Consider the following 25406-nt stretch of genomic DNA (forward strand, 5'->3'; position numbering starts at 1 on the left):
GCCGCCGCCTTCCACGAAGTGCCGGCCGGCTGGGCCGACGCCAACGCCGCCGCGCCGGTGCTGCCGGCCGACTGGTGGAAGATGTACCAGGACGCCCAGCTCGACCAGCTGGAGCAGCAGCTGATCGCCAACAGCCCGGACCTGGCCAGCGCGCTGGCGCGCTACCATCAGGCGCAGGCCGCCACCGGCGTGCTGCGCGCGGCCGAGTCGCCGACCTTGAACGCCTCGCTGAACGCCCAGCGCGACCGCCAGTCGGACCTGAAGCCGCTGCGCGGCGCCACCTCGCCGGCCGAGTACAACAGCGGCACGCTGGGCTTCGATCTCGGTTACGAGGTCGACCTGTGGGGCCGCATCAGCAAGCAGGTCAGCGCCGGCGTGGCGCAGGAACAGGCCAGTTACGCCGATCTGGCCGCGGCGCGGCTGTCGCTGCAGATCCAGCTGGCCGATACCCTGCTGGCCCTGCGCGGCGCCGATGCCGACATCAGGCTGCTGCGCGAAACCGAGCAGGCGTATCAACGCCAGGCCGATCTGATCAAGCAGCGCCATGATGGCGGTTCCGCCTCCGGCCTGGACCTGGCGCGCGCCGAAAACCAGGTGGAATCGACCCGCTCGCTGCTGCGCCAGCGCATCGCCCAGCGCAGCGTGCAGGAGCATGCGATTGCCGCGCTGGTCGGCGCCAGCGCGTCCGACTTCCGGCTCGACGCCGGCGTCCAGCAGTTCGTCACGCCGGCGGTGCCGGTGGGCGTGCCGTCGTTGCTGCTGCAGCGCCGTCCCGACATCTCGGCCGCACGGCTGCGCGTGGCGGCTGCCAGCGACCAGGTCGGCGTGGCGCGCACCGCGCTGTTCCCGTCGCTGACCCTGGGCGCCTCGGCCGGCTACCAGAGCAGCGAATTCGGCCGGCTGGCCCAGGCCGGCAACCTGTTCTGGGCGGTCGGACCAACGCTGGCCGTGAGCCTGCTGGATGGCGGCCGCCGCAAGGCGCAGATCGCCAATGCCGAGGCGGTGCTGGACGAAGCCGGCCAGCGTTACCGCTCGGTGGTGCTGACTGCGTTCCAGCAGGTCGAAGACCAGCTGACCCTGCTGACCAACTACGACGAGGCGGCCAAGTCCGACCATCTGGCCGCTGACGCCGCCGGCCGCGCGCTGGACCTGGCGAAGAAGCGCTACGACCAGGGCGCGGCCAGCTATCTGGAAGTGGTAACGGCGCAGACCGCGTATTTGCAGTCGCGTCGCAGCGAACTGGACCTGACCACGCGCTACCGTCAGGCCGGCGTGCAGCTGGTCAAGGCGCTGGGTGGCGGCTGGGCGGAAAGCGCGCCGACGGCCGGCTGAGCGGCCCCTCCCCATCGGGACAGGCAGACCTGTCCCGATGGCGCTACAATGGTCGGGTCTAGTTGATAAGGAGCTGCAAAATGGGCGACAAAGCCATCAAGATCGACATCGGCCTGTCCGAGGAAAGCCGCAAGACCATCGCCGACGGCCTGTCCGGGCTGCTGGCCGACAGCTACACGCTGTACCTGATGACCCACAACTTCCACTGGAACGTCAAGGGTCCGATGTTCAATTCCCTGCACCAGATGTTCATGACCCAGTACAGCGAGCAATGGGCCGCGCTGGACCTGATCGCCGAGCGCATCCGCGCGCTGGGCTACCCGGCGCCGGGCACCTATGCCCAGTTCGTCAAGCTGGCGACCATCAAGGAAGTGGAAGGCGTGCCGGCCGCGCTGGACATGGTGCGTCACCTGGTGGCCGCCCAGGAAGCCACCGCCCGCACCGCGCGCAAGCTGCTGCCGGTGGTCGACGAAGCCAACGACCAGCCGACCGCCGACCTGCTGACCCAGCGTCTGGACGTCCACGAAAAAACCGCGTGGATGCTGCGCAGCCTGCTGGAAGAGTAAGTCAGCAGCAGACAACCGGCGGCGCGGCGCACGCTTAACTGATGACCTGTTTCAGCGACTGCGCCTCCGGCAGGGCATCACACCAAGCCGCCGGTGATCCATTCGATGTTGCGCTCCTCCTCCAGCTTCAGAGGAGCCTGCCAGTAGCGTTCCTGTAACGGCGCAGGCAGGTCATCATCCAGTTGATCACTTTGAATAACACGATTATCCGCTGCTTACGTCCACTTGGCTGCGAACAGCTGTTCCGGGTCATGCCGGTTCCGCTGCGCGCGCAAATGGGCCAGCGTGATCCAGGCGAACGGATTGTCCGAAACCAGTAAATCGTCTTCGCGCGCCGCATAATCCATCAACTTGGCAGTGGGGAATGTAATGCCCATCACTGTACCCAGCACCTCGTGGCGGAAGCCGTTCGGAGGAAACGCAAATCCCGCTACAATACGCGCCATGCATACGATCCACATCACCCAAGACCTGCTGCGCGGCGCCGCCGAGCTGGAAGCCACCGCCGACGGCCTGCTGCCGCACCGCCTGCCCGCCTGGGCGCGCGCGCAGTGCGCCGATCCGCAACTCATGATGGTGGAGGCACAGCCGTCCGGCGTGCGCCTGGCGTTCCGCAGTGCGGCCAGCACCATCGAACTGGATGCGGTGCGCACCCGGCGCCTGTACGTGGGCGCGCCGGCGCGGCCCGACGGCGTCTACGACCTGCTGGTGGACGGCCGGCTGACGGCGCAAGCCAGCATCGGCGGCGGCAAGGTGATGACCATCGACATGGCCACCGGCAAGGTGAGCACCGAGGCCGGCCCGGCCGGCACGCTGCGCTTCGACGGGCTGCCGGCCGGCGACAAGGACATCGAACTCTGGCTGCCGTATAACGAGACCACGGAACTGGTGGCGTTGCGCGCCGATGCCTCGCTGACGCCGCTGCCGGCGCGCGCCGGACGGCAATGGCTGCATTATGGCAGCTCGATCAGCCACGGCTCCGACGCGGCCAGCCCGACCACCATCTGGCCGGCGCTGGCGGCCGCGCTGGCCGGCCTGGAACTGACCAACCTGGGCCTGGGCGGCAGCGCCCTGCTCGACCCGTTCGTGGCGCGCCTGATCCGCGACACACCGGCCGACTTCATCAGCCTGAAGATCGGCATCAACCTGGTCAACACCGACCTGATGCGCCTGCGCGCGCTGGGGCCGGCGATGCATGGCTTCCTCGACACCATCCGCGAACGACACGCGCACACGCCGCTGCTGCTGATCTCGCCCATCCTGTGTCCGCTGCACGAAGACACGCCGGGGCCGACGCTGCTGGACATGACCGCGGTCGGCGACGGTCAGCTACGATTCCGCGCGGCCGGCAAGCCGGCCGAACGCGCCGCCGGCAAACTGACGCTGAACGTCATCCGCGCCGAGCTGGAGAAAATCGTGCGCCAGCGCGCCGACGCCAACCTGCACTACCTCGATGGCCGCGCGCTTTACGGCGAGGCCGACGCCGCTGCGCTACCGCTGCCGGACCTGCTGCACCCCGACGCCGCCACCCACCGCCTGATGGGCGAACGCTTCGCCACCGTGGTCAGGTCCGGCAACTGGACACGAGCACAACCGTAACTCCGGGGTCAGGTCTTCCATTGCGTCACGACCTCAACCGTAAGCAGGCTTACGGTTGAGGTCGTGACGCAATGGAAGACCTGACCCCGGAGTTAGATGGCGTTCAGCGCGGCGATGGTGGCGGGGTCCAGTTGCAGCGCGCCGGCGGCCAGATTTTCGCGCAGGTGGGCCAGCGAGGAGGTGCCGGGAATGACCAGGATGTTCGGCGCGCGTTGCAGCAGCCACGCCAGCGCCACCTGTATCGTCGTGGCCCCCAGCGCCGCCGCGGTCCGCGTCAACGCCTCCGATTGCAGCGGCGAAAAGCCACCCAGCGGAAAGAACGGCACGTAGGCGATGCCTTGCGCGGCCAGCGTGTCGATCAGCGCGTCATCGCCGCGGTGCGCCAGGTTGTACTGGTTTTGCACACAAACGATGTCGGTCAGTTGCTGCGCCTCTTTCACCTGTTCGGCGGTGACGTTGCTGAGGCCGATGTGGCGTATCAGTCCTTCCTTTTTCATGCGCAACAGCACCGACAGCGGTTCGGCCAGCGGCTGGCCGTCCGGCGCCGCCGCGCCCGGGGCGCGGTAGTTGACCACGTCCAGCACCTCCAGTCCCAGGTTGCGCAGGTTGTCGTGCACCGCCGCGCGCAGTTCCTGCGCCGATGCCGCCGGCAGCCAGGATTGATCGTCGCCACGGCGGTAGCCGATCTTGGTGACGATGGTCAGGTCGTCGCGGTAGGGATGCAGCGCTTCGCGGATGATCTGGTTGGTCACGTGCGGACCGTAGAAGTCGGAGGTGTCGATGTGGTTGACGCCCCGCTCCACCGCCTCGCGCAGCACCGCCAGTGCCGCGGCGCGGTCTTTCGGCGGGCCCCAGACGTGCGGGCCGGCCAGTTGCATGGCGCCGTAGCCGATGCGGTTAAAGACGATATCGGCATGTTTGGGCTGGTATTGCTGGTTCATGTGAGCTCCTGTGTTGGGGTGTGGAGACATGATAGGCAGGAAGCGATTGTGTGATAATCGGGTCAATCACGCACAGGCTGTACGAAATTACGCACAATGACACCGACAACTCCTTCCATGGCCGATCTGGCCACCTTCGCGCTGGTGGTGCAGCATCGCGGCTTCCGCCAGGCGGCGCGCGCCAGCGGTCAGTCGGCGTCGGCGCTGAGCGAGGCGCTGCGCCGGCTCGAAAGTCAGCTCGGCATCCGCCTGCTGCTGCGCACCACCCGCAGCGTCACGCCTACCGAGGCCGGCACGCTGCTGCTCACCCGTCTGCAGCCGGCGCTGAACGAGGTGGCCGGCGCGCTCGATGTGCTGAACGAATTGCGCGAGCGCCCGCGCGGCACGCTCAAGCTGAATGTGCCGGTCAGCGCGGCGCGCTTTTTCCTGCAAGGGCTGGTGAACCGCTTCATGCAGGCGTACCCGGAAATCGTGGTGGAGATCGTGGTGGACAATAATTTTGTCGATATCGTCGCCAGCGGCTGCGATGCCGGCATCCGCTACGGCGAGCGCATGGAGCAGGACATGATCGCCCTGCCGATCGGCCCGCGCCGCGAGCGCTTTGCGGTGGCGGCGTCGCCCGATTATCTGCGCCGGCGCGGGGTGCCGGAGCATCCGCGCGACCTGCTGCGGCATGCCTGTCTGCGCGGCCGTTTTCTCAGCGGCGCGATGACCACCTGGGAATTTGAAAAGGATGGGCAGACGCTGACGGTGGAGCCCAGCGGCCCGCTGATCGTCACGCCCACCGTGTCCGACCTGGCGATCAGCGCCGCGGTGGCCGGGCATGGCGTGATCTATCTGTTCGAGCAATGGTTACAGCCGTACCTGGAAGCGGGCCAGCTGCAGCCGGTGCTCCAGGACTGGTGGCTGAGCTTTCCCGGCCCGTTCCTGTACTACTCGGGACGGCGCCATCTGCCGGCGCCGCTGCGCGCCTTCGTCGACTTCATCAAGGCTGCCTGAGGAAGGCGTCCATCGCCTTGGTCGGGCGGCCGTCGGCACCCCAGGCGCTCAGCGCGTAGTGACTCCAGCTGCGCGCGCCCTGCGGCTCCCAGTAGATCACGCCCAGCCCTTTCCCGCCCGGCACCGCGCGCACCTTGGCCTGCACGGCCACCAGCATATCGTAAGTGTTCTGCGGCCGGTCATCCTCGCCGCCGACCTCCACCACCATCACTTCGCTGCCGTAGCGCGCCGCCATGTCGTTCAGGTTGCGTCCCAGATCATCGATGGAGGCGGTGTAGTCCGGCCGCCCCGGCAGCCAGTAAGGATAATAGGACATGCCGATCACGTCCCACTTGGCGCCATTGGCTTTGGCGTTATCGAACCAGGTGCGGAACCACTGGTTGTCGTTGCCGCGGTCCAGGTGCAGCACCACCTTGGACGACGGACTGACCGCCTTGACCGCCGCATAGCCCTGGTTGATCAGCTTTGCCAGCTGCGGCCAGTTGTCGGTGTGCCCTTCCGGGTAGATCATGCCGGTGCGGGTCTCGTTCCCGACCTGCACCCACTCGGGCGCTACGCCCGCGCTTTGCAGCGCGCGCATGACGTCATAGGTGTAGTCGTAGACGTCCTTCTGCAGCTGCGCGAAGTCGTGGCCCCGCCAGGCCGCCGGCTTGACCTGCTTTTCCGGATCGGCCCAGCTGTCGCTGTAGTGGAAATCGATCATGATGCGCATGCCCATCCGCTGCGCGCGCACCGCCATGGCGACGGTTTCGTCGCGGCTGTTATGGCCACTGCCCTTGTCCTGCGACGGGTTGACCCAGGTGCGCAAGCGGATGGTGTTGATGCCGTAGTCCTTGAGGATCCGCAGCGCATCCTGCCGCTTGCCGTCGCGGTTGCGGAACTGGTAACCGCTGGCTTCCATCTGCGGCAGCCAGCCGACGTCGGCGCCCTTGACGAAGCTCTCGGTCGTGGTACAAGCCGACAACGAGGCGGCCGTCAGCAATGCGATCAGGAGTTTTTTCATGCCTGCATGCTAGCCCAAAGGCCGGCCGTGCAGGCATGAGAAAAATGCACCAAGCTATGCGCTTTCGATATGGCCTCAGAAGCGCGCCTTGACACGCAGGCCCACGGTGCGCGGACGGATCATGTACAGATTGTCGCCCGGCTGGATGGCGATGGTGTTGGTGGTCACATCGCTGATCTTGGCGCCATTGGTCAGGTTGGTGCCGAACAGGCCGAATTCATATGGCCCGGTCTTGTAGACCACCGTCGCATTCAGGGTATTCGAGGACGGAATGCGCGAATAGCTGCCCTGAGAAGCGGCGAAGTTGGTGTACGACTCGCCGCGGTGCGCGAAGTTGGCCGACAGGTCGATCGCCTGGCTGCCCTGCAACGGGATGCTGTAATTGGCCGTCACCACGCCGGAGAATTTGGGTGAATATGGCACCCGCGCGTCGGCCGGGATGTTCTGCGCCGGAATGCCGGTGACCACCGTGTCGACCGCGTAGGCGTGGTTGTACGACGCGCTGACGCCGACCGAGGCCTGGCGCGACAGCTTGATGGCCGTTTCCAGCTCCAGCCCTTCGCTGCGGATCTTGCCGGCGTTCTGGGTGAAGTAGTAGGTGCACGGCAGCTTGTCGAACACCTGCACGTCCTTCCAGTTGATCAGGTAGGCGCTGGCGTTGAATACCACGCGACGATCCAGCAGCGTGTTTTTCGAGCCCACCTCGAAGTTCCACAAACTGTCCGGCGAGAAGGTGGACGGCGCGTTGACGCCGCAGAACGCGTAGGGCACCGGCTGATTGTTGCCACCGTAGCGGAAGCCCTTGCCGGCCGAAGTGTACACGGTGTGGTCGTCATCGATGTGATAGGCCGCCGCGAAGCGCGGATTGCCGCCGCGCGAAGTCTGGCTGCTGGTGCTGACTTCCGGCTGGGCACTGCGCGGCGCCGCCGGGGTCGAGTTGACCAGGTTGCCGAACAGGCCCGTGAACTTCAGGTCGAAATCCTGGGTGCCGCGGAACAGGCGCAGGCCGGCCGTCAGGTCCAGCTTCTCGTACACGGTGTAGGTCGCCTCGGCGAACAGCGCTGCCTCGCGTGACTTGATGTTCTGGGTGCCGGAGAAGTAATCGTCCGGCGTGAAAGCGTTGTCGTTCAGCTGCGAGTTATAGCCGGGGAAGTTGTGGGTGGCGGCGAAGCGCGCGTCGAAGCCCGGCGTCGGCTGGTCCTGGCGCAGATCGCGCTTGCCCGACTCGAAGAAGGCGCCGGCGGTCCATTTCAGCGGTCCGCCCGGCTTGGACTGGAAGCGGAATTCCTGGGCGAAGTCCTTGATCGCGTTGCCGATCACGTAGGATGAGCCGATCAGCGGCGCCTGGCCGCCGAAGATGAAGGCGGTGGCCTTGTACTGGCCCGAATTCACATACAGCGTGTCGCGGTCCAGGTAGGAAGTCGACGACACCAGCTGGGCGAAGCCGGCATCGTAATTCAGCGTCAGGTTGTACAGCTGCAGATTGTCGTTGCTGTTTTGCGGCGTCAGCGAGGTGGTGGTGTAAGGCGCCAGTCCGGAGTAGGCGTCGTTGATGCCGCCCTTGATGTTGGAGGCGGTGATGCTGGCATCGATCAGCAAGTCCGGCGACGCCTTCAGGCGCGCGGCCACCCGGCCCTGGTTGGTGGAGACGGCGTTGGCGGTGGCGCCGGTCTGCTGGTTGCGCACATAGCCCGAGTCGTTGCCGGTATAGCCGGTGACGCGCAGCGCCAGCACATCGTTCTTGACCGGCACGTTGACCGTGCCGCGCAGATTATGGTTGTCGCCGCCGAAACCGGAAGTGCGTGAGCCCACCGCTTCCACCGAGCCGAAGAAGTCGTTGAACTCGGGTTTCTGCGTAATCTGGCGCACCGTGCCGGCCATGGCGCCGGCGCCGAACAGCGTGCCCTGCGGACCTTGCAGCACTTCCACGCGCTCCAGGTCCAGCACCTTCAGATCCGGATTGGCGGATTTCAAGGTCACCGGCATCTCGTCGATGTACACCGCCACCAGCGAAGCGTCCTGCACCTCGGACGGCACGATGCCGCGCACCACCAGGCCGCGCATGGTGATGTTGTTGACGCCCGGCCCCTGCTCCTGCACCGACATGGCCGGCACCAGATTGGCGATGTCGCTCAACGTGCCCTGTCCATATCTGGTCAGGCTGTCCGGCTTGAGCACCGTGATCGCGGCCGGCACCTGCTGCACGTCGACCGCGCCGGTGCGGGTGGCGGTCACTTCGACTTTTTCGATCTTGTCGGAAGCGCTGTCCTGCGCATGCGCCACCAGCGCACCGGCCGACAGCATCAATCCCATTAAATGTTTACTCATCACCGTCCTGGTTGTTTTTATAAAATTATATAGAAGCCAAAAAATGCTGCACACGAAGATAAATGTGCTTGGTTATGAAGGCAGCGACTAAAGGGACAGGCCCCCGCCCGGCTCCGCGGGTAAGATAGCCCCCCATGAACACCCCGCTCACCACCGATCCGCACCAGCGTCTGGGCAAACCGGCCGCCGGCTGGCGCGCGCAACTGTACGCCATCATCTTCGAATCCGATACCCCAAAAGGAAGGGCCTTCGATCTGACCCTGATCGGCGCCATCCTGTTGAGCGTGCTGGTGGTGGTGCTGGCCAGCGTGCGGCCGCTGGCGCAGCAGTACGGCGGCTGGCTGGAAACCGGCGAGTGGTTTTTCACCGTGCTGTTCACCATCGAATATGTGGCGCGCCTGCTGTGCGTGCAGCGGCCGGTGGTGTATGCGCGCAGCTTCTTTGGCGTGATCGACCTGCTGTCCATCCTGCCCAGCTATGTGTCGCTGTTCATTCCGGCCGCGCACGTGGTGCTGACCGTGCGCATCCTGCGCCTGCTGCGCATCTTCCGGATACTGAAACTGACGCTGTACATCCAGGAATACAGCATGCTGGGCGACGCATTGCTGGCCAGCCGCCGCAAGATCTTCGTATTCCTGTCGGTGGTGTTTCTGATCGTGTTCCTGCTGGGGACGGTGATGTATGTGGTGGAGGGGCCGGAGAATGGCTATACCAGCATTCCAGTGGCCGTGTACTGGGCCATTTCGACCATGACCACGGTCGGCTTCGGCGACCTGGTGCCCAAGACCGACATCGGCCGCACGATCGCGTCCTTCATGATGTTGCTGGGCTGGGGCATCCTGGCGGTGCCGACCGGCATCATCAGTTCGGAAATCAGTTACCAGCGCGGCCGGCCCACGCTCAAGCTGCGCGCCTGCCCCAGCTGCGGCAGCGACGGCCACGACGACAGCGCCACCTATTGCAAGGATTGCGGCGCGGCGCTTCCGGCAACAGCCGCGGCCGACAGGTAGGCGGCGCGCGTCCGCGCCGCCTCACTGCTGCGCCAGGACGTCCCCGCGCATGCCCGGCCAGTCGGCGTAGCCGGTGGCGTCGCCGCCATACCAGTATTCCCTGGGCGCCTCGGCCAGCGGCGCGCCGTCGCGCAAGCGGCTGACCAGGTCCGGATTGGCGATGAACCGACGGCCGATGCTGAACAGGTCGGCGTCGCCGGCCGCCAGCGTCTGCTCGGCCAGCGCCAGCGTGTACTGGTTGTTGGCGATGTAGGCGCCGTGGAAGCGCGCGCGCAGCGCGCTGAAGCTGACGCCATCCGTGGCCTCACGGTTGAGCTGGGTCACGCCTTCGATGTCGTGAATGTACAGCAGGCCCAGCGCCGACAAGGCATCCACGTATGCGCCAAAGGTGGCCATGGTGTCGCTGTCGAGCGGGGTGTTGCCCGGCGCGGTGGTCAGCGGCGAGATGCGGATGCCGACACGGTCGGCGCCCCACACGTCCACCACCGCCTTGACCACTTCCAGCGGAAAGCGCAAGCGGTTTTCCAGCGAGCCGCCGTACTGGTCGGTGCGATGGTTGGTGCTGTCGCGTACGAACTGCTCCAGCAGGTAGTTGTTGGCCGAGTGCACCTCGACGCCGTCGAAGCCGGCCAGCTTGGCGTTCTCGGCCGCGCGACGGTAATCCGCGATGATGGCGGAGAGCTCGTGCGTCTCCAGCGCGCGCGGCGTGACGAAATCCTTCATGCCATCGTGCACGCGGATCTGGCCCTCGGGCTTGATGGCCGACGGCGCCACCGGCAGTGCGCCACCCGCATGCAGGTCCGGATGCGACATGCGCCCGGTGTGCCACAGCTGCAGGAAGATCTTGCCGTCGCGGCGGTGCACGGCGGCCGTGACCTGCCGCCAGGCGGCGATCTGCTCGCCGGTCCAGATGCCCGGGGTGCGCGGGTAGCCGCGCGCCTGGGCCGAGATGTTGGTGGCTTCGGTGACGATCAGGCCGGCCTCGGCGCGCTGGGCATAGTAGTCGGCCGCATAGTCCGGCGGCACGCCGGCGTCATCCGCCCGGCTGCGGGTCATGGGCGCCATGACGATACGGTTTTTCAGCTGCAGCCGGCCGATGGTCACCGGTTGCAGGACGGGGCTGTTGACGTTCTTGCTCATGATCCGCTCCTTAAACTTGTTTGACCCACACTGCCTGGGCATTGGTGAATTCGCGCAGGCCGAAGTGCGACAGCTCGCGGCCATAACCGCTTTTCTTCACGCCGCCGGTCGGGATGCGCGGATCGGTCAGCGAGAAGCCGTTGACGAACACGCCACCGGTTTCCAGCCGTCGCGCCAGACGCTGGGCGCGGGCGGTATCGCCGGTCCACAGCGCGCCGCCCAGACCGTATTCGCTGGTGTTGGCCAGAGCGATCGCCTGTTCGACGCTGTCGGCAACCGTGATCGCCGCCACCGGACCAAAGGTTTCCTCGTCAAACGCGGCCATGCCGGGCGTGACGCCGGTCAGCACCGTCGGCGCATAGAAATAGCCGGGACCATCGATTTTCCGGCCGCCCAGCAGCAGCGTGGCGCCGGCTTGCAGCGTGCGTTCGACCTGGTGGTGCAGCTCGTCACGCAGATCGGCGCGCGCCATCGGCCCGACCACGGTGGCCGGATCGGTGGGATCGCCGACCTTGATCTGGCGCGCCGCCTGCACGAACTTGCGGGTGAATGCTTCGGCGATCGGCCGTTCCAGAATGAAGCGCTTGGCGGCCAGGCAGACCTGGCCGGCGTTCTGGAAGCGCGCGTGGATCGCCGTCTTCACCGCCGCATCGATATCGGCGTCGGCCAGCACGATGAAGGCGTCGGCGCCACCCAGCTCCAGCAGGCTCTTTTTCAGCGCCTTGCCGGCGATGGCCGCCACCGCCGAACCGGCGCGCGCGCTGCCGGTCAGCGTGACGGCGGCGATGCGCGGATCTTCGATGACCTGCGCCACCACCTCATTGCCGGCGTTCAGATTGGCAAACAAGCCCTTGGGAAAACCGGCCGTCTCAAAGATCTGCTGCAGCGCATAGGCCGAGCCCATCACGTTGGGCGCATGCTTGAGCACGAAGCCGTTGCCGGAAAACATGATCGGACCGGCCGCGCGGATCACCTGCCACAGCGGGAAATTCCACGGCATCACGGCCAGGATGCTGCCGAGCGGCAGATACGAGATGTAGATCTGGTCATCGCCATCGATGGGCGCCGGTTCGTCGGCCAGCACGCCCGGACCGTTATCGGCCACCCATTCGATGCTGCTGGCGCACTTTTCCACCTCGGCGCGCGCGGCGGCCAGGGTCTTGCCCATTTCCGCCGTCATCAGGGCCGCCAGCGATTCGGCGTTCTCGCGCAGCGCTGCGGCCAGCCGGCGGTAGGCGGCGATGCGCTCGCCCACCGGCGTGGCGCGCCACAGGCGCTGGGCGGCGGCGTTATCGGCCAGCAGACGGTCGACCTGCCCGGGAGTCTGGAACGGGTAATCGGCGATCAGTGCGCCGGTGGCGGGATTGCGCGATACCGCGCCAGTGGTGTTCAGTTGCGACATATTGCCTCCGTGAGTGGTCAAGTAAGACTGCTTGACCACCACTGTAGGCAATTCATCGCAAGGCAAGAAGGCGTCTTGTTATCCTATGAGTGGCGCTCATAGTCAGAATGTTCAGGGATGTACGTGACCAGCGACAGGTCCGGCCGACCGACCGGCGTCAGCGCCATGTAGGTATAGCGGATCTGGCCGCCCGTGGGCAGGCGCAAGCTCTTGCCGCCTTCGTCGAACACGGCCACGTCGGTGTCCTGCCACCAGGCGCGGAATTCGGGACTGAGGTCGCGCAATTCCTCGATCAGACTATCGAACGGCGCCTTGTCGTCCGCCTGCGCGCGGGCCGCGCGGAAGATCGACACCATGCCGCGCGCATGCTGTTCCCAGTCGATGATCTGGCTGCGGTAGGGCTGGTGGGTGAACAGCAGACGCAGCGTGTTGCGCTCGTGCGGCCGCAGCTCGGCGTAGTCGATCAGCATGTCGACCACGGCGTCGTTCCAGACCAGGATGTCGAGCCGGGTATTGCGTACATAGGCCGGCAGGTCGATGGCGCGCACCAGCAGTTCCAGGCCGTCGCTGACCTGGCCGTTGCCGGTCACCAGCGGCGCCTCGCGCGCCGACAGCGCGAACAGGTGCGCCGACTCGGTGCCATCCAGCTTGAGCACCTTGCTGATGCGGCGCAGCGCGTCGGCCGAGGGCTGGATTTCGCGTCCCTGCTCCAGCCAGGTGTACCAGCTGACGCTGACGCCGGCCAGCATGGCCACTTCCTCGCGGCGCAGGCCGGGCGTGCGGCGCGGACCGGCCGGCAGTCCGTATTCAGCCGGCTGCAGGCGCGCGCGCCGGCTGCTGAGGAAGGCGCCCAGTTCGCGCCGCTGTTCGGGGGTGGGTCGTTTAGGCATGGGGCTGGGACGATGACTGTCGATCCGGCGGTTATAACCCATATCGGCCCCGGCCACAACCGCTGCAGCCGCCAGGACCTGGCGACTCTGCGCCACCACCGCCGCGCCCCTCGCCCACGGCGGCCACCCGCCCGGTCGAACGGGCGCCCACGTCGCCGATGGCGAACACGAGGAACACCGCGCCCTGTCCGGCCGAATTGCCGCCGCCGACCGGCACGATTGCCTCGCCCTTGCACAGCGGACAACATCGCCAGGGCCGTAACCGCGCCTGCCGCCCGAGGTCAGCGATGACAGCGGCGCACTGGCCATGCCACGCCGCCCGCTAGGGACACTCGCGCGCGCAGCTCAGGGCCCGTCCCGCAGCCGATGTTCCAGCGTGGCCAGATCGACCGCGCCCGGCAACAACTGGCCTTGAGGCAGCACCAGGGTCGGCGTGGCCCTGACGCCGAGCGCCTCACCCAGCTTGCGGTTGGCCGCCAGCGGCGGCAGGCAGACGCCGGCCTGCGGCAATTGCCCGTCGCGCATCCAGCGATCCCAGGCACCCGCCCGGTCGGGCGCGCACCAGATCAGGCGGGCCTTGCGTGCCGCATCGTCATGCTGGTCCAGCGGGAACAGAAACACGTAAATGGTGACGTCATCCAGTCTGCTCAGCGTGTCGCGCTCCAGCCGCTGGCAGTAGCGGCAGTCGGGATCGGAGAACAGGGCCAAGCGGCGCCTGCCATTGCCGTGCACCAGCTTGATCGCCTGCTGCAGCGGCAGACTGGCGAAATCGAGGTCAGCGGCGGGCCGCGGTTCGCTCGCGCCGGCCGCGCCGGCAAGGCACAGCGTTGCCGCGAGCAGGCAGCGCATGAGTACGGTGCGGAAAGGCATACGGTTCCTTGTGTCCGTGGTCAGAGCGGAACAGTATGCGTGGCGCGAACGGGCGGGTCCATCGACATTTTGTGCACGATTGCTTGGCCTCAATCGAACAGTCCAGCCGACGCGAATTCTCCTGCCGGGCGGCGAAAGCGGTAAAATGACGGGTTAATCAATGCATCATTTTTTCAGAACCAATGACCACCGTCCCGAACGAAATCAACGCCGCCGCAGTCAAGAATAGCGCTACCGAGAAGCTTACGCCCATGATGCAGCAGTATTCGCGACAATTAAAGTAAGCCTTATGGAATAAGGACGTCTGCGAATTAATGGGGACGTAGTCCCCTTATGGGTCACTTGGAAGAAATTTTGTCGCACTTCGTGGAATGCCGGCATTCCGAAGATGGAACAGTCACAGCACTCTACAGATCATAGATGGCCGTTGCAATATTTTTTATGAGACGGCTTTCTCTAACGGTCAATGACAGCGCTACGCAAGCCACCTGCGATTAAGAATTCTGCTATCGCATGATCGGTCGCTTCAGTTTGCGGGGAAGGCAGTGTTGCGAGCGCAGTGCTACCTACCCCACACATTTCACATGTTTAGCTTGCGGAGAACTTCGCTCCGTCAACTTCGATCAGCTGATCAAGCCGGATGGTCTCTCCTGTACTGAGCGTCAGGTAGTCAGCGCCGCTTCTGGCGTAGACGTCCGTGACGATGGCGTCGCGCGTTTGTACCTTTCCGTCGGTCTCGCGGAACTGGATAACTATAGATTGACGCTTTATTGCAAGAGCTTCCAGCCGGTCGTGGTAGTCGCAACTAATTGGTTGGTACATTTCGGTAGTCATAACATCGCCTTATTGCTGCTTTTCTCAAATGCCAGATCAGACTGATTTAACTTCACCACCGTCGAAACGCACTACAGAACCTGTCATCCATTTCGCCTTCTGCGAAACCATAAACGCCATTAGTTCAGCGATTTCCTCTGGCTCGCCGAAACGCCGTATGCCAGCCTGAGCCAAGAATGACTGCTTTGCCTGTTCGAGCGTTACTCCCTTCGCCGCTGCCGCCTTTTCTAACATTCCCACCCGCCTGCTCGTAATAATGGCTCCCGGCGATACACTGTTTACCTGCACCCCGTCTTCTACTCCACGTTCAGCAAATGCTTTTGCTAGCGCTTCTATCGCTGCGTTAATTGCGCCAACCGCTGCCGCCCCTGGTTTGGGATTAATTGCTGCAGTTCCAGAGACGAACACCACCGCACCTGTTGATGCTTTCAGCGCATCCCATGCATGTATCGTCAGCCGCCGTGCGCCATGAAATTTTAATTCCATGCCGGCGGCCCATTGCTCGTCCGTCATTTGGAACACGTCGATTCCTGGTACAGCACCCGCAATGTTAACCAAGGCATCTATTCGACCAAACCGCGCCATCGTTGCGCTAACGATGGTCTCCGCCGCCTTCGACGCCGATAAATCCAACTCAAGTACTAACGGCTCGGCTCCGATCGCTCTGACCTGTTCAGCAACCTCCGCCAAACGCTCTCCGTCCCGCGCGACCAGCACGACGCCCCCGAAGTCACGCGCGAACCGCAACGCAGTTGCTCTGCCAATTCCCGAACTAGCGCCCGTTACAATAGATACAGATTTCATGTTCTCTCCTGATAATTAGATCCAGTGACTAACGCTTCACTGCTTTGATGGCTTCAAAAATAATGTCGGTCACCACATCCGGTTCAGTGACTGCGGGGGTGTGGTCAACGCTGCGAGACCAAACTTGCGCCTGCATTCGCTCACTCATAAATCGCTGAGTTTCGAACGGGATCATTCGATCTTCTTCTGCGATCAAGAACCAAGAAGGAACCTTCTTCCACAGCGGGCTATCAACAGGACTCGTGATACATGCGGGAGCGATCGGCCGCTGTACCGCAGCCAGCACTGCCAGCTCATCATCCGAAGCGTTCTGAGCAAACGCTCGCGCAAACGCCCCATCTGGCAACCAAATTAGCCCGTGAATGTCTGGGGCCAACTGCGGAGACATTGGATGTGGCGGCGAGCGATAAAAAACATCAGTAACTTTTTCGCCAAGGTCGGGAGCCAACGCTGCGACATACACCAGCGCACTAACTTTGCTTGATGTGCATGCTCCTATGACGGCACCACCATACGCATGCCCAACCAGTACAACCGGACCTTTCGCTCGTTCGATAACTTGCTCGACCACGTCAACATCGTTAGAAAGCGACATCAACGGTAGCTGCGGGGCTGCGACTGCTATTCCCTTTGCACTAAGCGCACTGATCACTTTACTCCAGCTAGAACCGTCGGCCCACGCTCCATGAACCAACACTACACTAACCCCATCACCCGACATAATTTCTCCAATAAAAATAGATATACCAAACCACTTTACGCAAAGTTAAGTAACCGGTCAAGATATTTTTAATAGGCTACCCTGAGTGTAACGTCTTACCTGGCGTAATCTGATAGGTCTAACAGGACATCCAGAGCCTTAACGCAAAAAATGCCTCACAATGAATCGGCTGATCAAGCACAGAAGTGACTACGTTTTTATTCTTTGCGGCGGCGCCAATAGAAGGAGCTGCGTAGCTGAGAGAGTGTTACAGCCATTAAAGGTCGAGCTCAACATTACCACTTGGCTTCGCGCAGCAGATTAGTGCGGTCCCCATAGCAGGAGGCGAAAGTGGTTCAGGTCCATATGTGAACTGCCCCTCCAAAACATTGGTTTGGCAGCTGTGGCAGACTCCAGATCTACAAGACCATTGAGTTGGAACATTACAAGCTTCAGCTAAATCAAGAAGACTTGCGAAGCGCTCGCTCCAGCTAACGACAAGTCCGCTGCGAGCGAAAGTAACAAGCGCCCCCTCTGCTACAGCGTCGGCTGATGCATCTATTGCTTCCAAAGTAGATTTGGTGCCGGCTATTACGCTCGCGCGGGAACCGAAGGATTCGGTATGTATGCGGGAGGCGATAATACCGAGTTGACCGAGCAAGTGCTGCATTGCTGAGAGAAAGCCCGCAGGTCCGCACACGTAGAAATCTGCGTCAACGGGCAAGGCTAAAGTCCGCAACAATCTGGAATCGAACCTGCCTACAGACTGTGAGAAAGTCGGTAACCGATCAGCGTCGAGAGGTCGGGTATAAACAATGTGTGATTTTCCGCCAGGTATGCTCTTGAGAAGATCCTGTACCTCGGACTGGAATGGATGATGCTTCCCATCCCGCGCACTATGAAGCCACCAAACTTCACGCGGCTTGCCGTCGACGAGCGAATGCAACATTGAGACCATCGGCGTCACTCCAATACCCCCACTGAGCAAAACAATAGGCCGCTGACCATCCTCAAGCGTGAACTGCCCTTGGGGCGCAGACACCTCTAAAACTGCTCCAATCGTTGCCCAATGATGCAGGTACGCGCTCGCAGAGCCGTCATGCTCGCGCTTTATGCTAATCCGATATCTTCCGCTCTTCAATCCTCCTGAGATTGAATAAAACCTCGTCGCATACCTTTTCCCCGGCCCTATGAACTTTATAGCAATGTGCTGCCCAGGTTTTGGACTCGGCAATAGTGAATCGTCCAACGTTCCCAATTCGAACGATTTAACGTCGTCACTTTCCTGGTGTATCGCGATAATACGGAGCGGCCTGAAACCAACCCATTCTTTCGAATCCCTCGACTGTCTGAGCCCTGCATTGCCAGTCGTCACGCCATCACGCTGAGCATTAAGCAGCTCCCGGAACGATCCCTTCCACCCGGGACTGAGCGCAGAGATCTTCAACGCTCTCGTTAGCTTATCGATCGGACGATCATTTTTATACAGCAACCCATCAATTTCGGTCACGGTCATTTGTTCATTTCCAGACGCAATTTTCACGATCGCATCCCCTTCACCTATCTCTCCTTCATGCACCACACGCATGTAAAAGCCGGGTTTGCCGTGCGCGACCAATAGACCTGCCAGCCCAGGGCTATTCAGGCGCATCCCGAGTTTGAAGCAGGTAACGCGCGGCTGAGAAACCTCGAAGACGGCGGTGCCAATCTGGTACCGATCACCTATGCACACTTCATCGTCCGCCAAACCCTCGACCGTCAAATTTTCGCCAAATTGGCCATACTCAAATCCGTCTCGTTTAAGGATCCGGTTCCAATACTCGTATGAAGCCATCTGGTAGACCAAGACTGCTCGAACTTCTCCACCATGGCCTACAAAGTCCGCCACTCCATCCCCTTCTAAGCCGAGCCGAGACGCCCATACTCGTCCTTTTCTAGATGTCTTCCAGATAGCAGAAAGGATGGCTCTGCCGTTCCGTTTGATCATTCGAGGGAGACCGACATTAACTGACAACAGCGTTGGCATGGGACATTCCTTTCTGGCTAAAAAGCCATAACGTAGCGACAACTGATAGGTTGGCGATCACTAACAGGCTTTGCGATTGATCCGGTTTGGGAATCGAGGTGAAGCCTACGCCTATGTACTCAGAGACATACTCTCACTAATTGCTTGACGTCAAAGCCCTCATTATATAACCTATGTATTACCATCACACAGGTTACTTAGTGTAAATTCCTCGTGTGACTCAACGGCATCAATTCTTGGGAGATCACGAATGCTGGCACTTGAAGTCATCTCAGTAGCAGTTAGCGACATTGACCGTTCTCTGGAGTTCTACACCAAGAACGTTGGGTTTGGATTGGATGTTGACTATCGCCCAACACCAAGTTTTCGCGTCGTTCAACTCACGCCTCCCGGCTCTGCCTGTTCGATTCACCTTATAAAGTCTGGCGACGCAGGACGGATTAGAAACCTGACGTTAGTCACGACGGACTTAGTAACGGAACGAGACAGGTTGTTGAAGTCCGGAGTCAATGTAGAAAAAATTCGTCATAAAACTCCGTTGGCAACATGGGCTGGTGAATGGGCTGATGGTGTGGATCCGGAGAGGCATGACTATGCGAGCTTTGCGAATTTCCTGGACCCGGACGGCAATGAGTGGACACTGCAAGAGCGCGGATTTCAGTCGATTTACTAAATAAATTGGAGGATGAAATGGGACTTTCGTGGCAACAAGGCCCACTGGGTGCAACAGTGGGACGATTCTTAATCCCTGATTGGCAGCCTCAGCGATTATTGTTCGCAGAGCCGGCGAGACGCCGCATGCGGGTAGAGTTAGCTGGTGAATGGATCGCCGATAGTGAAGAAGTGATTCTGCTCCATGAACCGGGACGTTACCCGGTGGCCTACTTTCCGATTTCAAGCATAAGTTCGACGGCTCTGATCCCCGAAGAGCGCAAGACACAACATAAGGATCTCGGGGAGACTTCTTGGTTCACTGTAAGTGTGGGCGGGAAAGAGAGCCGACACGCGGCCTGGCAACATACTGGGCTTCCAGAACATGCGTCAATCCTGGACGGATTTGTAGCCTTTGCATGGCGTGCTATGGATGGGTTTTACGAAGAGGATGAAAGAATCTTTGGACACGCGGCAGATCCATATCACCGTATCGATATTCGGCAGACCTCTCGCCACTTGGTTGTCCAAGATAGCGGCCAGACTATTGCGGAAACCAGACGCCCTCTAGTGCTATATGAGTCTGGATTTGCACCACGTTGGTATGTACCTCGTGCAGATGTCGATGAATCTTTTCTGCGCATGGTCGAAGGACAGACATTCTGTCCTTACAAGGGCTTGGCGAGCTACTACGATATTGGCGAACGTCACAAAGCCGCATGGTCATACCAAGAAGCATGGCCTGAGGCGGCAAGAATTTCTGACTACATTTCATTCGAGGCCGACAAAATTGATGTCTTCATTGATGAGAAAAAATTGGATTTGGAACCTGGTCAGAAAGTGACCCCGCACGGTATTGACCGGGGACTCGATCCTGCTGAGTTGATGGAGCGGGCGAAGGATCGACAGTGAGGCACCGCCGACGCAGAGTACGTGGTTCGAACGGCCGAGCCATAGAGACATCAGGCTAGCCGATAAAACAATTGGCAGGTGGGCGAACTTAACAGCCGGCGGAGAGGTGTTTTGGGGGTTCACCTGTCCCGCCTCTTCCCAAGTAAGGCAAGTAATAATTTCTTGGAACAGAATGTGCCAACTTCCAGAAAAACAACAAGAAAATTACGCGAAGCGATAGTCACTTTACGTTACCTACCGGTTGGGCTATTTGGAGGCGTAATGGGATTGGTCGCTTTATCCACAGCGTGGAAATTGGCTAACCAGAATTTCGGTTTGCCACTTGTCGTTAGTGAGACGATAGGTGGTGCTGCAATTCTGCTATTTTTCGCACTGCTTATTTCTTATTGCATAAAAATAAAATTTAATATAATTTCGGTGCGCGCAGAACTCAATCATTCTGTATCCAGAAACTTGTTCGCTACGCCATCGATCTGCTTTTTATTGATTCCAACCTTGACCGCACACTATAGCTTGCACATCTCCAGAATATTGTGGGCATTTGGTGCAGTCTCTACAACGATATTTACGCTAGTCACTATTAAGCGATGGTTAAGCGTACGACAAAAATTAGCGTGCATAACCCCAGCTTTGATGATACCGGCAGTTGGAATGTTGGATATACCGTTAGCGGTCCCGCAACTTCAATGGAACGTAGCAAACGAATTAATGGCATTCGGTTTATCTATTGGTTTATTTTTTTCGATCCCTTTATTTAGTTTGATATTTGAAAGAATACTTTTAGAAGAGCCATTACCACCCTCGCTACAGCCAACCTTACTAATATTACTTACCCCTTTTTCTGTTGGATTTAGCGCATACATAACCACTGTCGGAAGCATCGACTTTTTTGCCGAAATTCTTTACATGATAATGATCTTTCTCCTATGCGTCCTGTTAGGGAAACTAAGGTACTTGCCCCGATGCTCACCTTTTCACATATCGTGGTGGGCAGCGAGTCTGCCCCTAGCCTCCTCTGCGGTCGCGGCCATACGGTTCGCTGCGCACGACCACAACCCAGCAACAGATCTAATTGCCTTAACAACACTTGCAATAGCAACTCTTTCTATTTTATTTTTACTGTTTCAAACATTACACGGAATTACAAAGGGAGAATTTAAAAACCTGACTTAAAAACCAATCGGCAAAAACCCTACTATCTCTTCATATTTAAAAATGAGGCAGTGGAGGCAAAAGCATTTCTAATGTTATCGCATCAGTTGCGAAGCAAACATTCAGTTAATAATAGGAACCAAATGAAAACAATAAAACAAAATTTTTCTGCGATGGCATTATTTGCCGCGAGCGCATTATTCATTATTGATGCGGGCGCTCAACAATCGCCTCAGATTACACAAGAGCGACTCAAGGAAGCGCCAATTTCACGCGGACTCGTGGTAACTCCCGTACTCAAAGCTTCAACAACAGTTTTAGGACAACCAATTGAATATACCAAGACGGATAGCCCGGAAGTCGTTTCCGTCACTCAGTCTTTCGAAAAAGGTGGTGAGACCGGCTGGCATTACCATATCCATTCGAGCCATATTTATGTACTTGAAGGAACTTTAGAACTGGAAATGCTCGATGGCACAAAAAAGAGTTTCACAACCGGACAAGCGTACATGGAGAGCGTTAACACCTGGCATAACGGGCGAAACAAAGGCAGTGGCCCCTTGAAACTTCTTGTCGTCAGCTTTATCGAGAAGGGTAAATCAAACAACGTGTTTGGGGAAGTCAAATAGCCTGAACCGCTTCCGAGAAAGCAAAGGAGATTTGCCCGGCGCCTTGCACTTCAGCGTACCGACCGGTGTGGACGGCGCCAGATGCTGCTTTCTGATGATGGCTCGTTGTTGGAGTTGGCAGCTCGCGGGGCGAACGACTGAGCGGCTCTTCCGTCATTCTCTGAACCAATAGCTCCGGTTTGTCTTCCAGGAACATTCGATCACGCAGGGCGGCTCCGCGACCACAGTGCATTTGACTGAGTTCCGGAGCTCATCGCGAGACCAATGCCGGGGGACTGCCGCCGCCACGGGTGCGTTGATGGAAACGTACCAGCGGTTCGGGTCACAGCGCTGCTGGAGCCATTGCGCGTTTACGCCACCAGTATCAACTTATCAAATGGCCGTCAATCTCGGCTTGATGACAACGTGAACAACCCTCGAGCATAGCGGACTATGTGCCTAGCTAAGTCAGGTATATCAAGGCGAACGAAAAACAAGCTCTTTCAATGAGACCTTCGAGCACGAAGTTGAGGATATTCGAACTGAGCAACATGCTCGGGTTGCTTTAAAGTGGAACGCTGATCCCCAGTAAGGCGCTAAATCATGAGTCATTTCATCGTTGCCGTTGTGTCGCTACAAGAGCTAGCGTGAAGTAGTAGCGGGACTCAGACGAACCAACAATCACTGTAACCTCAAAATTACAAACATGACGGTTACTATAAATGTATATTTGACCTTGAAATTTATTATGTTGCCTCCGGATATTGCAGGCCATCCTGCGCTAGATTTGTTGAACACGTATGACACGACAAACGATTTCCTAAGAACAGATGAGGACGTGATAGCGTGGCTGCGGCGAAAGAAGTTTTTGGGTGACGCCCCTGTCCCGGACTATGCCGAAGGTACATTGGTTAATGCTGCAATTCAATTACGGGAAATCACGCAAGCTGTCGTACGCTCATTGTTGGAGCGATCGGTACCCGACGTGCTGGCTTTAAACAGGTTTCTAGCGTGCGGTACACGGCATCTGCAGATTATTTGCGACCACAGTGGACTACGTGCAGAGGACTGTTATGACGCGAAAACACCAGAACAATTGTTGGCACGCGTCGGTCAAACTGTGGCGGACCTGGTGATTCATTGCGAGCCATCGGCAATACTGCAGTGCGCAAATGAGGGATGTCGGCTATTTTTCTATAACTGGAGCGACAGCGGAAGAGACCGATGTGGGTGGAGTGGTTGTAACAGCCGGGGAACCGTGTAGCACCCGGCCGTGAAAACCCATTAATACATATTACTGCGAACAGTTAGACGGCTATAGGGGCGACGTTACCGAAGAGTGGCCCAAGTCCTTCTGCCACCGTCAAGTGTGCGAAAACAGCGTCGCGTAGTTTGGTGTACGGGAGCCCCGCCAACATCGCGGTTTGGATGACGGCCATAACTTCGCCTGCTTCCGACCCAATCATCGTAAAGCCGAGAATGCTGTCGTCATGTGCGCTGACCAGCACTTTCATAAAGCCCAGAGTTTCGTCCGTCGCTGCAGTACGCAAAACATTCCCCATAGGCAGCTGAGCTACTCGAACTTCTATACTCCGTTGACGCGCTTCGGTCTCAGACAGGCCAACGCGAGCGAGCGGCGGATCCGTGAACATAACATACGGTATCAATCGCTCATCGGTACGTCGGTTTCCACCGGACATATTCTCTCTAACAATCCGGAAATCATCAACCGACACGTGTGTGAACTGAGGGCTTCCGGCACACTCACCAATTGCCCACACACCTTCTGCTGATGTTTGCAACTTTTCGCTAACGCGAATAAACCCGCGTGCATTGGTATCGATATTGGCTGTCTCTAAACCGATTCCAGCAGTATTGGGCACTCGACCTGCGGCGACCAGCAGATCACTGCCCTCAATTTTGCGCTCTCCGACAGGTGTCGTCAGGACCACAACAATCTTGTCTCCCGATGTTCCTGACACGCTGCTTACCTGAGCATTCAGCAGCACCTCGATACCTTCATCTTGCAAAACACGTTGCATGCCGTCGGCAACATCTTGGTCTTCGCGCCCCATCAATTGGCTACCTGACTCCAGGATAGTGACTTTGCTGCCAAAGCGACGGTAGGCTTGTGCCATCTCGATCCCGACGTATCCACCTCCCAGCACCACCAAATGCTGTGGCAAGTAACTTAGCTCCAGCGCTTCGATATGCGTTAATGGCTTCGCAGCCGCTAGCCCTGGGACATCCGGTATCGCGGCTCGGCTTCCAACATTGATTACGATTTCTGCACCTTTGAGAACCCGACTACCACCGTCGTTTAGCGCAACCTCAATAGTCTTCGGCGCAATAAAACGCCCACTCCCCGAAATCAGCTCGGCTCCGCTATTTTTATAGGCGCCAACATGGAAGTCGATCTCTCGATCAATCATACTCTGCTTGCGAGCGCGGACTCTTGCCATGTCGGTACTAACGCTACCGGTCATGGTGCCGAATTGCTCCGCATGTTGCACCAAGTGCGCCACACGTGCACTCCAAAGCTCGTTTTTCGATGGCAGACAAGCCACAGCCGGGCATGACCCGCCAACCCATTGGCGCTCCACGACCGCTACCTTTTTGCCAGTACGGCCAAGGTGCCAGGCAAGTAATTTTCCGCCTTGACCGCTACCAAGGATCACAACATCGAAATTTTCGGTCTGAGACATGATGTTCCTTTGCTTTCAGAAATGTTTTTATAAAGACAACCTACTCGGTATGCCATCAAATACACCATCCATTTAGTAACCTACCGAAATAAGTTTTATAGGTTATCTCATAGGTATCGAAAACATGTCAATACGTTTTTACCAACACCCCTCAAGGGCATCAGAAAAAGTCGAAAAGCGCGGCATGACGAACGGTCTAAGATCCGTCAATTGGCGAAGCCACGTTCTTCCTCAACCGAAAAGCCGCGACCTTGGCACGATTACCACAGGCACGTGAACTGCAATACTGGCGACGATGTGCTCTGGTTTTATCTTCGAACCAGAGGACACATGAGGGGTTCGCGCATTTTTTTATGAGTCCGAGATCGTTGCGGTTAAATAGGAGAGCAATGTTTTCTGCCAATACGGACAACACCTGCTCGGCGTTTTCCCAAACTCTACGCGAGCACACATGCGTCGTGCCGTTAAACAGCTCTACCGCCAAGTAACGCGCATCTTTTGACAGGATCAGGTTCAATTGCTGGACAAGGGAGTCTAGTACGAGATCTCCATCGCCAACCTTGCGCTGCTCCAATGCGACCCGGAAAGACTCACGCAATCTTCGAGTATGGCTGGCTAGGAGGTCTATTTCTGCGATACCAAAGCGCCGCTTCAGAGCATCAGATTCGACTTGCGTGAGCACACCTCCAGCGACAAGCCAGTGGAGCAAGGATTCGCCATCGGGAATGCATTCAACGGTTTGGCCGCGTGACGCAACAATCGTGTTTAGCAAGTTAAGACTGACGTTGTCAGCCAGGAAGGGAGCTTTGGAAGTCACGGGCGCACCTGATCAAGAAGAAGTGCGAGCACTTTAGCACGATTCCGATTTTGAAACCTATAAAAAACGCTTTAACTGGTTACTCATACAACATCGATCCGCCTCCTTTTTGGACAG

General features: G+C 59.4%; 24 protein-coding genes. 10 read left to right on the top strand and 14 right to left on the bottom strand.

Features of this window, described 5'->3' with window-relative positions:
• The coding region (locus tag E4L98_RS17415) for an efflux transporter outer membrane subunit (protein WP_135202814.1) at nucleotides 1-1332 on the top strand (1332 nt) is incomplete at its 5' end.
• An 80-nt stretch (nucleotides 1333-1412) separates the two neighbouring features.
• Entirely contained in the window at nucleotides 1413-1898 is a 486-nt protein-coding gene (locus E4L98_RS17420; RefSeq protein WP_135202815.1) for a Dps family protein, read from the top strand.
• 215 nt (nucleotides 1899-2113) lie between these two features.
• Here the strand turns inward: E4L98_RS17420 and E4L98_RS17425 are convergent, their stop codons facing one another.
• Nucleotides 2114-2344: a hypothetical protein gene (locus tag E4L98_RS17425; RefSeq protein ID WP_135202816.1), complete on the bottom strand. Its 231-nt coding sequence runs from the start codon at nucleotides 2342-2344 to the stop codon at nucleotides 2114-2116.
• Between E4L98_RS17425 and E4L98_RS17430 the strand changes: the two genes are divergently transcribed.
• Nucleotides 2343-3497 carry a GDSL-type esterase/lipase family protein gene (locus E4L98_RS17430; protein ID WP_135202817.1) on the top strand — a complete coding sequence of 385 codons (1155 nt, stop codon included), beginning with the start codon at nucleotides 2343-2345 and terminating at the stop codon, nucleotides 3495-3497. The genes E4L98_RS17425 and E4L98_RS17430 overlap by 2 nt on opposite strands.
• A gap of 92 nt (nucleotides 3498-3589) precedes the next feature.
• Here the strand turns inward: E4L98_RS17430 and E4L98_RS17435 are convergent, their stop codons facing one another.
• Nucleotides 3590-4438 carry an oxidoreductase gene (locus E4L98_RS17435; RefSeq protein ID WP_135202818.1) on the bottom strand — a complete coding sequence of 283 codons (849 nt, stop codon included), beginning with the start codon at nucleotides 4436-4438 and terminating at the stop codon, nucleotides 3590-3592.
• A 96-nt stretch (nucleotides 4439-4534) separates the two neighbouring features.
• On the opposite strand from E4L98_RS17435, the gene E4L98_RS17440 reads away from it, so the two are divergent.
• Nucleotides 4535-5437: a LysR family transcriptional regulator gene (locus E4L98_RS17440; RefSeq protein WP_229257429.1), complete on the top strand. Its 903-nt coding sequence runs from the start codon at nucleotides 4535-4537 to the stop codon at nucleotides 5435-5437.
• Here E4L98_RS17440 and E4L98_RS17445 read toward each other — a convergent pair.
• Both E4L98_RS17445 and E4L98_RS17450 read right to left on the bottom strand, forming a co-directional pair.
• On the bottom strand, nucleotides 5424-6440 hold the full coding sequence (locus E4L98_RS17445) for a glycoside hydrolase family 53 protein (protein ID WP_135202819.1): 1017 nt from the start codon (nucleotides 6438-6440) through the stop codon (nucleotides 5424-5426). The two genes, E4L98_RS17440 and E4L98_RS17445, sit on opposite strands and share 14 nt — an antisense overlap.
• Before the next feature lie 75 nt (nucleotides 6441-6515).
• Nucleotides 6516-8768 carry a TonB-dependent receptor gene (locus tag E4L98_RS17450; protein WP_135202820.1) on the bottom strand — a complete coding sequence of 751 codons (2253 nt, stop codon included), beginning with the start codon at nucleotides 8766-8768 and terminating at the stop codon, nucleotides 6516-6518.
• A gap of 134 nt (nucleotides 8769-8902) precedes the next feature.
• On the opposite strand from E4L98_RS17450, the gene E4L98_RS17455 reads away from it, so the two are divergent.
• Entirely contained in the window at nucleotides 8903-9778 is an 876-nt protein-coding gene (locus tag E4L98_RS17455) for an ion transporter (protein ID WP_135202821.1), read from the top strand.
• Between the two features lie 21 nt (nucleotides 9779-9799).
• On the opposite strand, the gene E4L98_RS17460 is transcribed toward E4L98_RS17455, so the two are convergent.
• The 8 genes from E4L98_RS17460 to E4L98_RS17495 form a co-directional block, all read right to left on the bottom strand.
• Nucleotides 9800-10918 carry an alkene reductase gene (locus tag E4L98_RS17460; protein WP_135202822.1) on the bottom strand — a complete coding sequence of 373 codons (1119 nt, stop codon included), beginning with the start codon at nucleotides 10916-10918 and terminating at the stop codon, nucleotides 9800-9802.
• Nucleotides 10919-10928: 10 nt separating this feature from the next.
• The gene (locus E4L98_RS17465; protein ID WP_135202900.1) at nucleotides 10929-12320 is read right to left on the bottom strand and encodes an NAD-dependent succinate-semialdehyde dehydrogenase; all 1392 of its coding nucleotides are present in this window, start codon (nucleotides 12318-12320) and stop codon (nucleotides 10929-10931) included.
• A gap of 83 nt (nucleotides 12321-12403) precedes the next feature.
• The gene (locus tag E4L98_RS17470; RefSeq protein ID WP_135202823.1) at nucleotides 12404-13210 is read right to left on the bottom strand and encodes a helix-turn-helix transcriptional regulator; all 807 of its coding nucleotides are present in this window, start codon (nucleotides 13208-13210) and stop codon (nucleotides 12404-12406) included.
• A gap of 345 nt (nucleotides 13211-13555) precedes the next feature.
• Nucleotides 13556-14080: a DsbC family protein gene (locus tag E4L98_RS17475; protein ID WP_135202824.1), complete on the bottom strand. Its 525-nt coding sequence runs from the start codon at nucleotides 14078-14080 to the stop codon at nucleotides 13556-13558.
• 588 nt (nucleotides 14081-14668) lie between these two features.
• Nucleotides 14669-14914 (bottom strand): hypothetical protein, encoded by a 246-nt coding sequence (locus tag E4L98_RS17480; RefSeq protein WP_135202825.1) that lies wholly within the window; start codon nucleotides 14912-14914, stop codon nucleotides 14669-14671.
• Between the two features lie 36 nt (nucleotides 14915-14950).
• Nucleotides 14951-15718, bottom strand: a complete 768-nt coding sequence (locus E4L98_RS17485) for an SDR family oxidoreductase (protein ID WP_135202826.1) — start codon at nucleotides 15716-15718, stop codon at nucleotides 14951-14953.
• A 28-nt stretch (nucleotides 15719-15746) separates the two neighbouring features.
• On the bottom strand, nucleotides 15747-16439 hold the full coding sequence (locus E4L98_RS17490) for an alpha/beta fold hydrolase (RefSeq protein ID WP_135202827.1): 693 nt from the start codon (nucleotides 16437-16439) through the stop codon (nucleotides 15747-15749).
• A 256-nt stretch (nucleotides 16440-16695) separates the two neighbouring features.
• Entirely contained in the window at nucleotides 16696-18444 is a 1749-nt protein-coding gene (locus E4L98_RS17495) for an MOSC and FAD-binding oxidoreductase domain-containing protein (RefSeq protein ID WP_135202828.1), read from the bottom strand.
• Nucleotides 18445-18694: 250 nt separating this feature from the next.
• On the opposite strand from E4L98_RS17495, the gene E4L98_RS17500 reads away from it, so the two are divergent.
• The 5 genes from E4L98_RS17500 to E4L98_RS31295 all read left to right on the top strand — a co-directional run bounded on the left by E4L98_RS17500 (nucleotide 18695) and on the right by E4L98_RS31295 (nucleotide 23031).
• Entirely contained in the window at nucleotides 18695-19117 is a 423-nt protein-coding gene (locus E4L98_RS17500) for a VOC family protein (RefSeq protein ID WP_205746761.1), read from the top strand.
• Between the two features lie 17 nt (nucleotides 19118-19134).
• Complete coding sequence (locus E4L98_RS17505; protein WP_135202902.1) at nucleotides 19135-20007, top strand: DUF427 domain-containing protein; 873 nt, start codon at nucleotides 19135-19137, stop codon at nucleotides 20005-20007.
• Between the two features lie 111 nt (nucleotides 20008-20118).
• A complete protein-coding gene (locus E4L98_RS17510; RefSeq protein ID WP_167761362.1) occupies nucleotides 20119-21180 on the top strand; it encodes an SLAC1 anion channel family protein in 1062 nt (353 codons plus the stop codon).
• A gap of 122 nt (nucleotides 21181-21302) precedes the next feature.
• The gene (locus tag E4L98_RS17515) at nucleotides 21303-21788 is read left to right on the top strand and encodes a cupin domain-containing protein (protein ID WP_167761363.1); all 486 of its coding nucleotides are present in this window, start codon (nucleotides 21303-21305) and stop codon (nucleotides 21786-21788) included.
• 727 nt (nucleotides 21789-22515) lie between these two features.
• On the top strand, nucleotides 22516-23031 hold the full coding sequence (locus E4L98_RS31295) for a CGNR zinc finger domain-containing protein (protein WP_371857247.1): 516 nt from the start codon (nucleotides 22516-22518) through the stop codon (nucleotides 23029-23031).
• 43 nt (nucleotides 23032-23074) lie between these two features.
• On the opposite strand, the gene E4L98_RS17525 is transcribed toward E4L98_RS31295, so the two are convergent.
• Nucleotides 23075-24472 carry a mercuric reductase gene (locus tag E4L98_RS17525; protein ID WP_135202832.1) on the bottom strand — a complete coding sequence of 466 codons (1398 nt, stop codon included), beginning with the start codon at nucleotides 24470-24472 and terminating at the stop codon, nucleotides 23075-23077.
• A 196-nt stretch (nucleotides 24473-24668) separates the two neighbouring features.
• Nucleotides 24669-25289, bottom strand: a complete 621-nt coding sequence (locus E4L98_RS17530; RefSeq protein WP_135202833.1) for a CGNR zinc finger domain-containing protein — start codon at nucleotides 25287-25289, stop codon at nucleotides 24669-24671.
• Nucleotides 25290-25406: the final 117 nt, after the last annotated feature.

Origin of the sequence: Duganella callida (genome assembly GCF_004614165.1) — a bacterium.
Taxonomy (GTDB): Bacteria; Pseudomonadota; Gammaproteobacteria; order Burkholderiales; family Burkholderiaceae_D; genus Rugamonas; species Rugamonas callida.

Bases quoted from the DNA above. Each gene is read 5' to 3' on its own strand.
- E4L98_RS17425 (WP_135202816.1), bottom strand. From the start codon at position 2,344: ATGGCGCGTATTGTAGCGGGATTTGCGTTTCCTCCGAACGGCTTCCGC.
- E4L98_RS17435 (WP_135202818.1), bottom strand. From the start codon at position 4,438: ATGAACCAGCAATACCAGCCCAAACATGCCGATATCGTCTTTAACCGC.
- E4L98_RS17455 (WP_135202821.1), top strand. From the start codon at position 8,903: ATGAACACCCCGCTCACCACCGATCCGCACCAGCGTCTGGGCAAACCG.
- E4L98_RS17475 (WP_135202824.1), bottom strand. From the start codon at position 14,080: ATGCCTTTCCGCACCGTACTCATGCGCTGCCTGCTCGCGGCAACGCTG.
- E4L98_RS17505 (WP_135202902.1), top strand. From the start codon at position 19,135: ATGGGACTTTCGTGGCAACAAGGCCCACTGGGTGCAACAGTGGGACGA.
- E4L98_RS17470 (WP_135202823.1), bottom strand. From the start codon at position 13,210: ATGCCTAAACGACCCACCCCCGAACAGCGGCGCGAACTGGGCGCCTTC.
- E4L98_RS17495 (WP_135202828.1), bottom strand. From the start codon at position 18,444: ATGCCAACGCTGTTGTCAGTTAATGTCGGTCTCCCTCGAATGATCAAA.
- E4L98_RS17460 (WP_135202822.1), bottom strand. From the start codon at position 10,918: ATGAGCAAGAACGTCAACAGCCCCGTCCTGCAACCGGTGACCATCGGC.
- E4L98_RS17440 (WP_229257429.1), top strand. From the start codon at position 4,535: ATGACACCGACAACTCCTTCCATGGCCGATCTGGCCACCTTCGCGCTG.
- E4L98_RS31295 (WP_371857247.1), top strand. From the start codon at position 22,516: ATGTTGCCTCCGGATATTGCAGGCCATCCTGCGCTAGATTTGTTGAAC.
- E4L98_RS17485 (WP_135202826.1), bottom strand. From the start codon at position 15,718: ATGAAATCTGTATCTATTGTAACGGGCGCTAGTTCGGGAATTGGCAGA.
- E4L98_RS17500 (WP_205746761.1), top strand. From the start codon at position 18,695: ATGCTGGCACTTGAAGTCATCTCAGTAGCAGTTAGCGACATTGACCGT.
- E4L98_RS17490 (WP_135202827.1), bottom strand. From the start codon at position 16,439: ATGTCGGGTGATGGGGTTAGTGTAGTGTTGGTTCATGGAGCGTGGGCC.
- E4L98_RS17480 (WP_135202825.1), bottom strand. From the start codon at position 14,914: ATGACTACCGAAATGTACCAACCAATTAGTTGCGACTACCACGACCGG.
- E4L98_RS17445 (WP_135202819.1), bottom strand. From the start codon at position 6,440: ATGAAAAAACTCCTGATCGCATTGCTGACGGCCGCCTCGTTGTCGGCT.
- E4L98_RS17465 (WP_135202900.1), bottom strand. From the start codon at position 12,320: ATGTCGCAACTGAACACCACTGGCGCGGTATCGCGCAATCCCGCCACC.
- E4L98_RS17420 (WP_135202815.1), top strand. From the start codon at position 1,413: ATGGGCGACAAAGCCATCAAGATCGACATCGGCCTGTCCGAGGAAAGC.
- E4L98_RS17515 (WP_167761363.1), top strand. From the start codon at position 21,303: ATGAAAACAATAAAACAAAATTTTTCTGCGATGGCATTATTTGCCGCG.
- E4L98_RS17430 (WP_135202817.1), top strand. From the start codon at position 2,343: ATGCATACGATCCACATCACCCAAGACCTGCTGCGCGGCGCCGCCGAG.
- E4L98_RS17525 (WP_135202832.1), bottom strand. From the start codon at position 24,472: ATGTCTCAGACCGAAAATTTCGATGTTGTGATCCTTGGTAGCGGTCAA.
- E4L98_RS17450 (WP_135202820.1), bottom strand. From the start codon at position 8,768: ATGAGTAAACATTTAATGGGATTGATGCTGTCGGCCGGTGCGCTGGTG.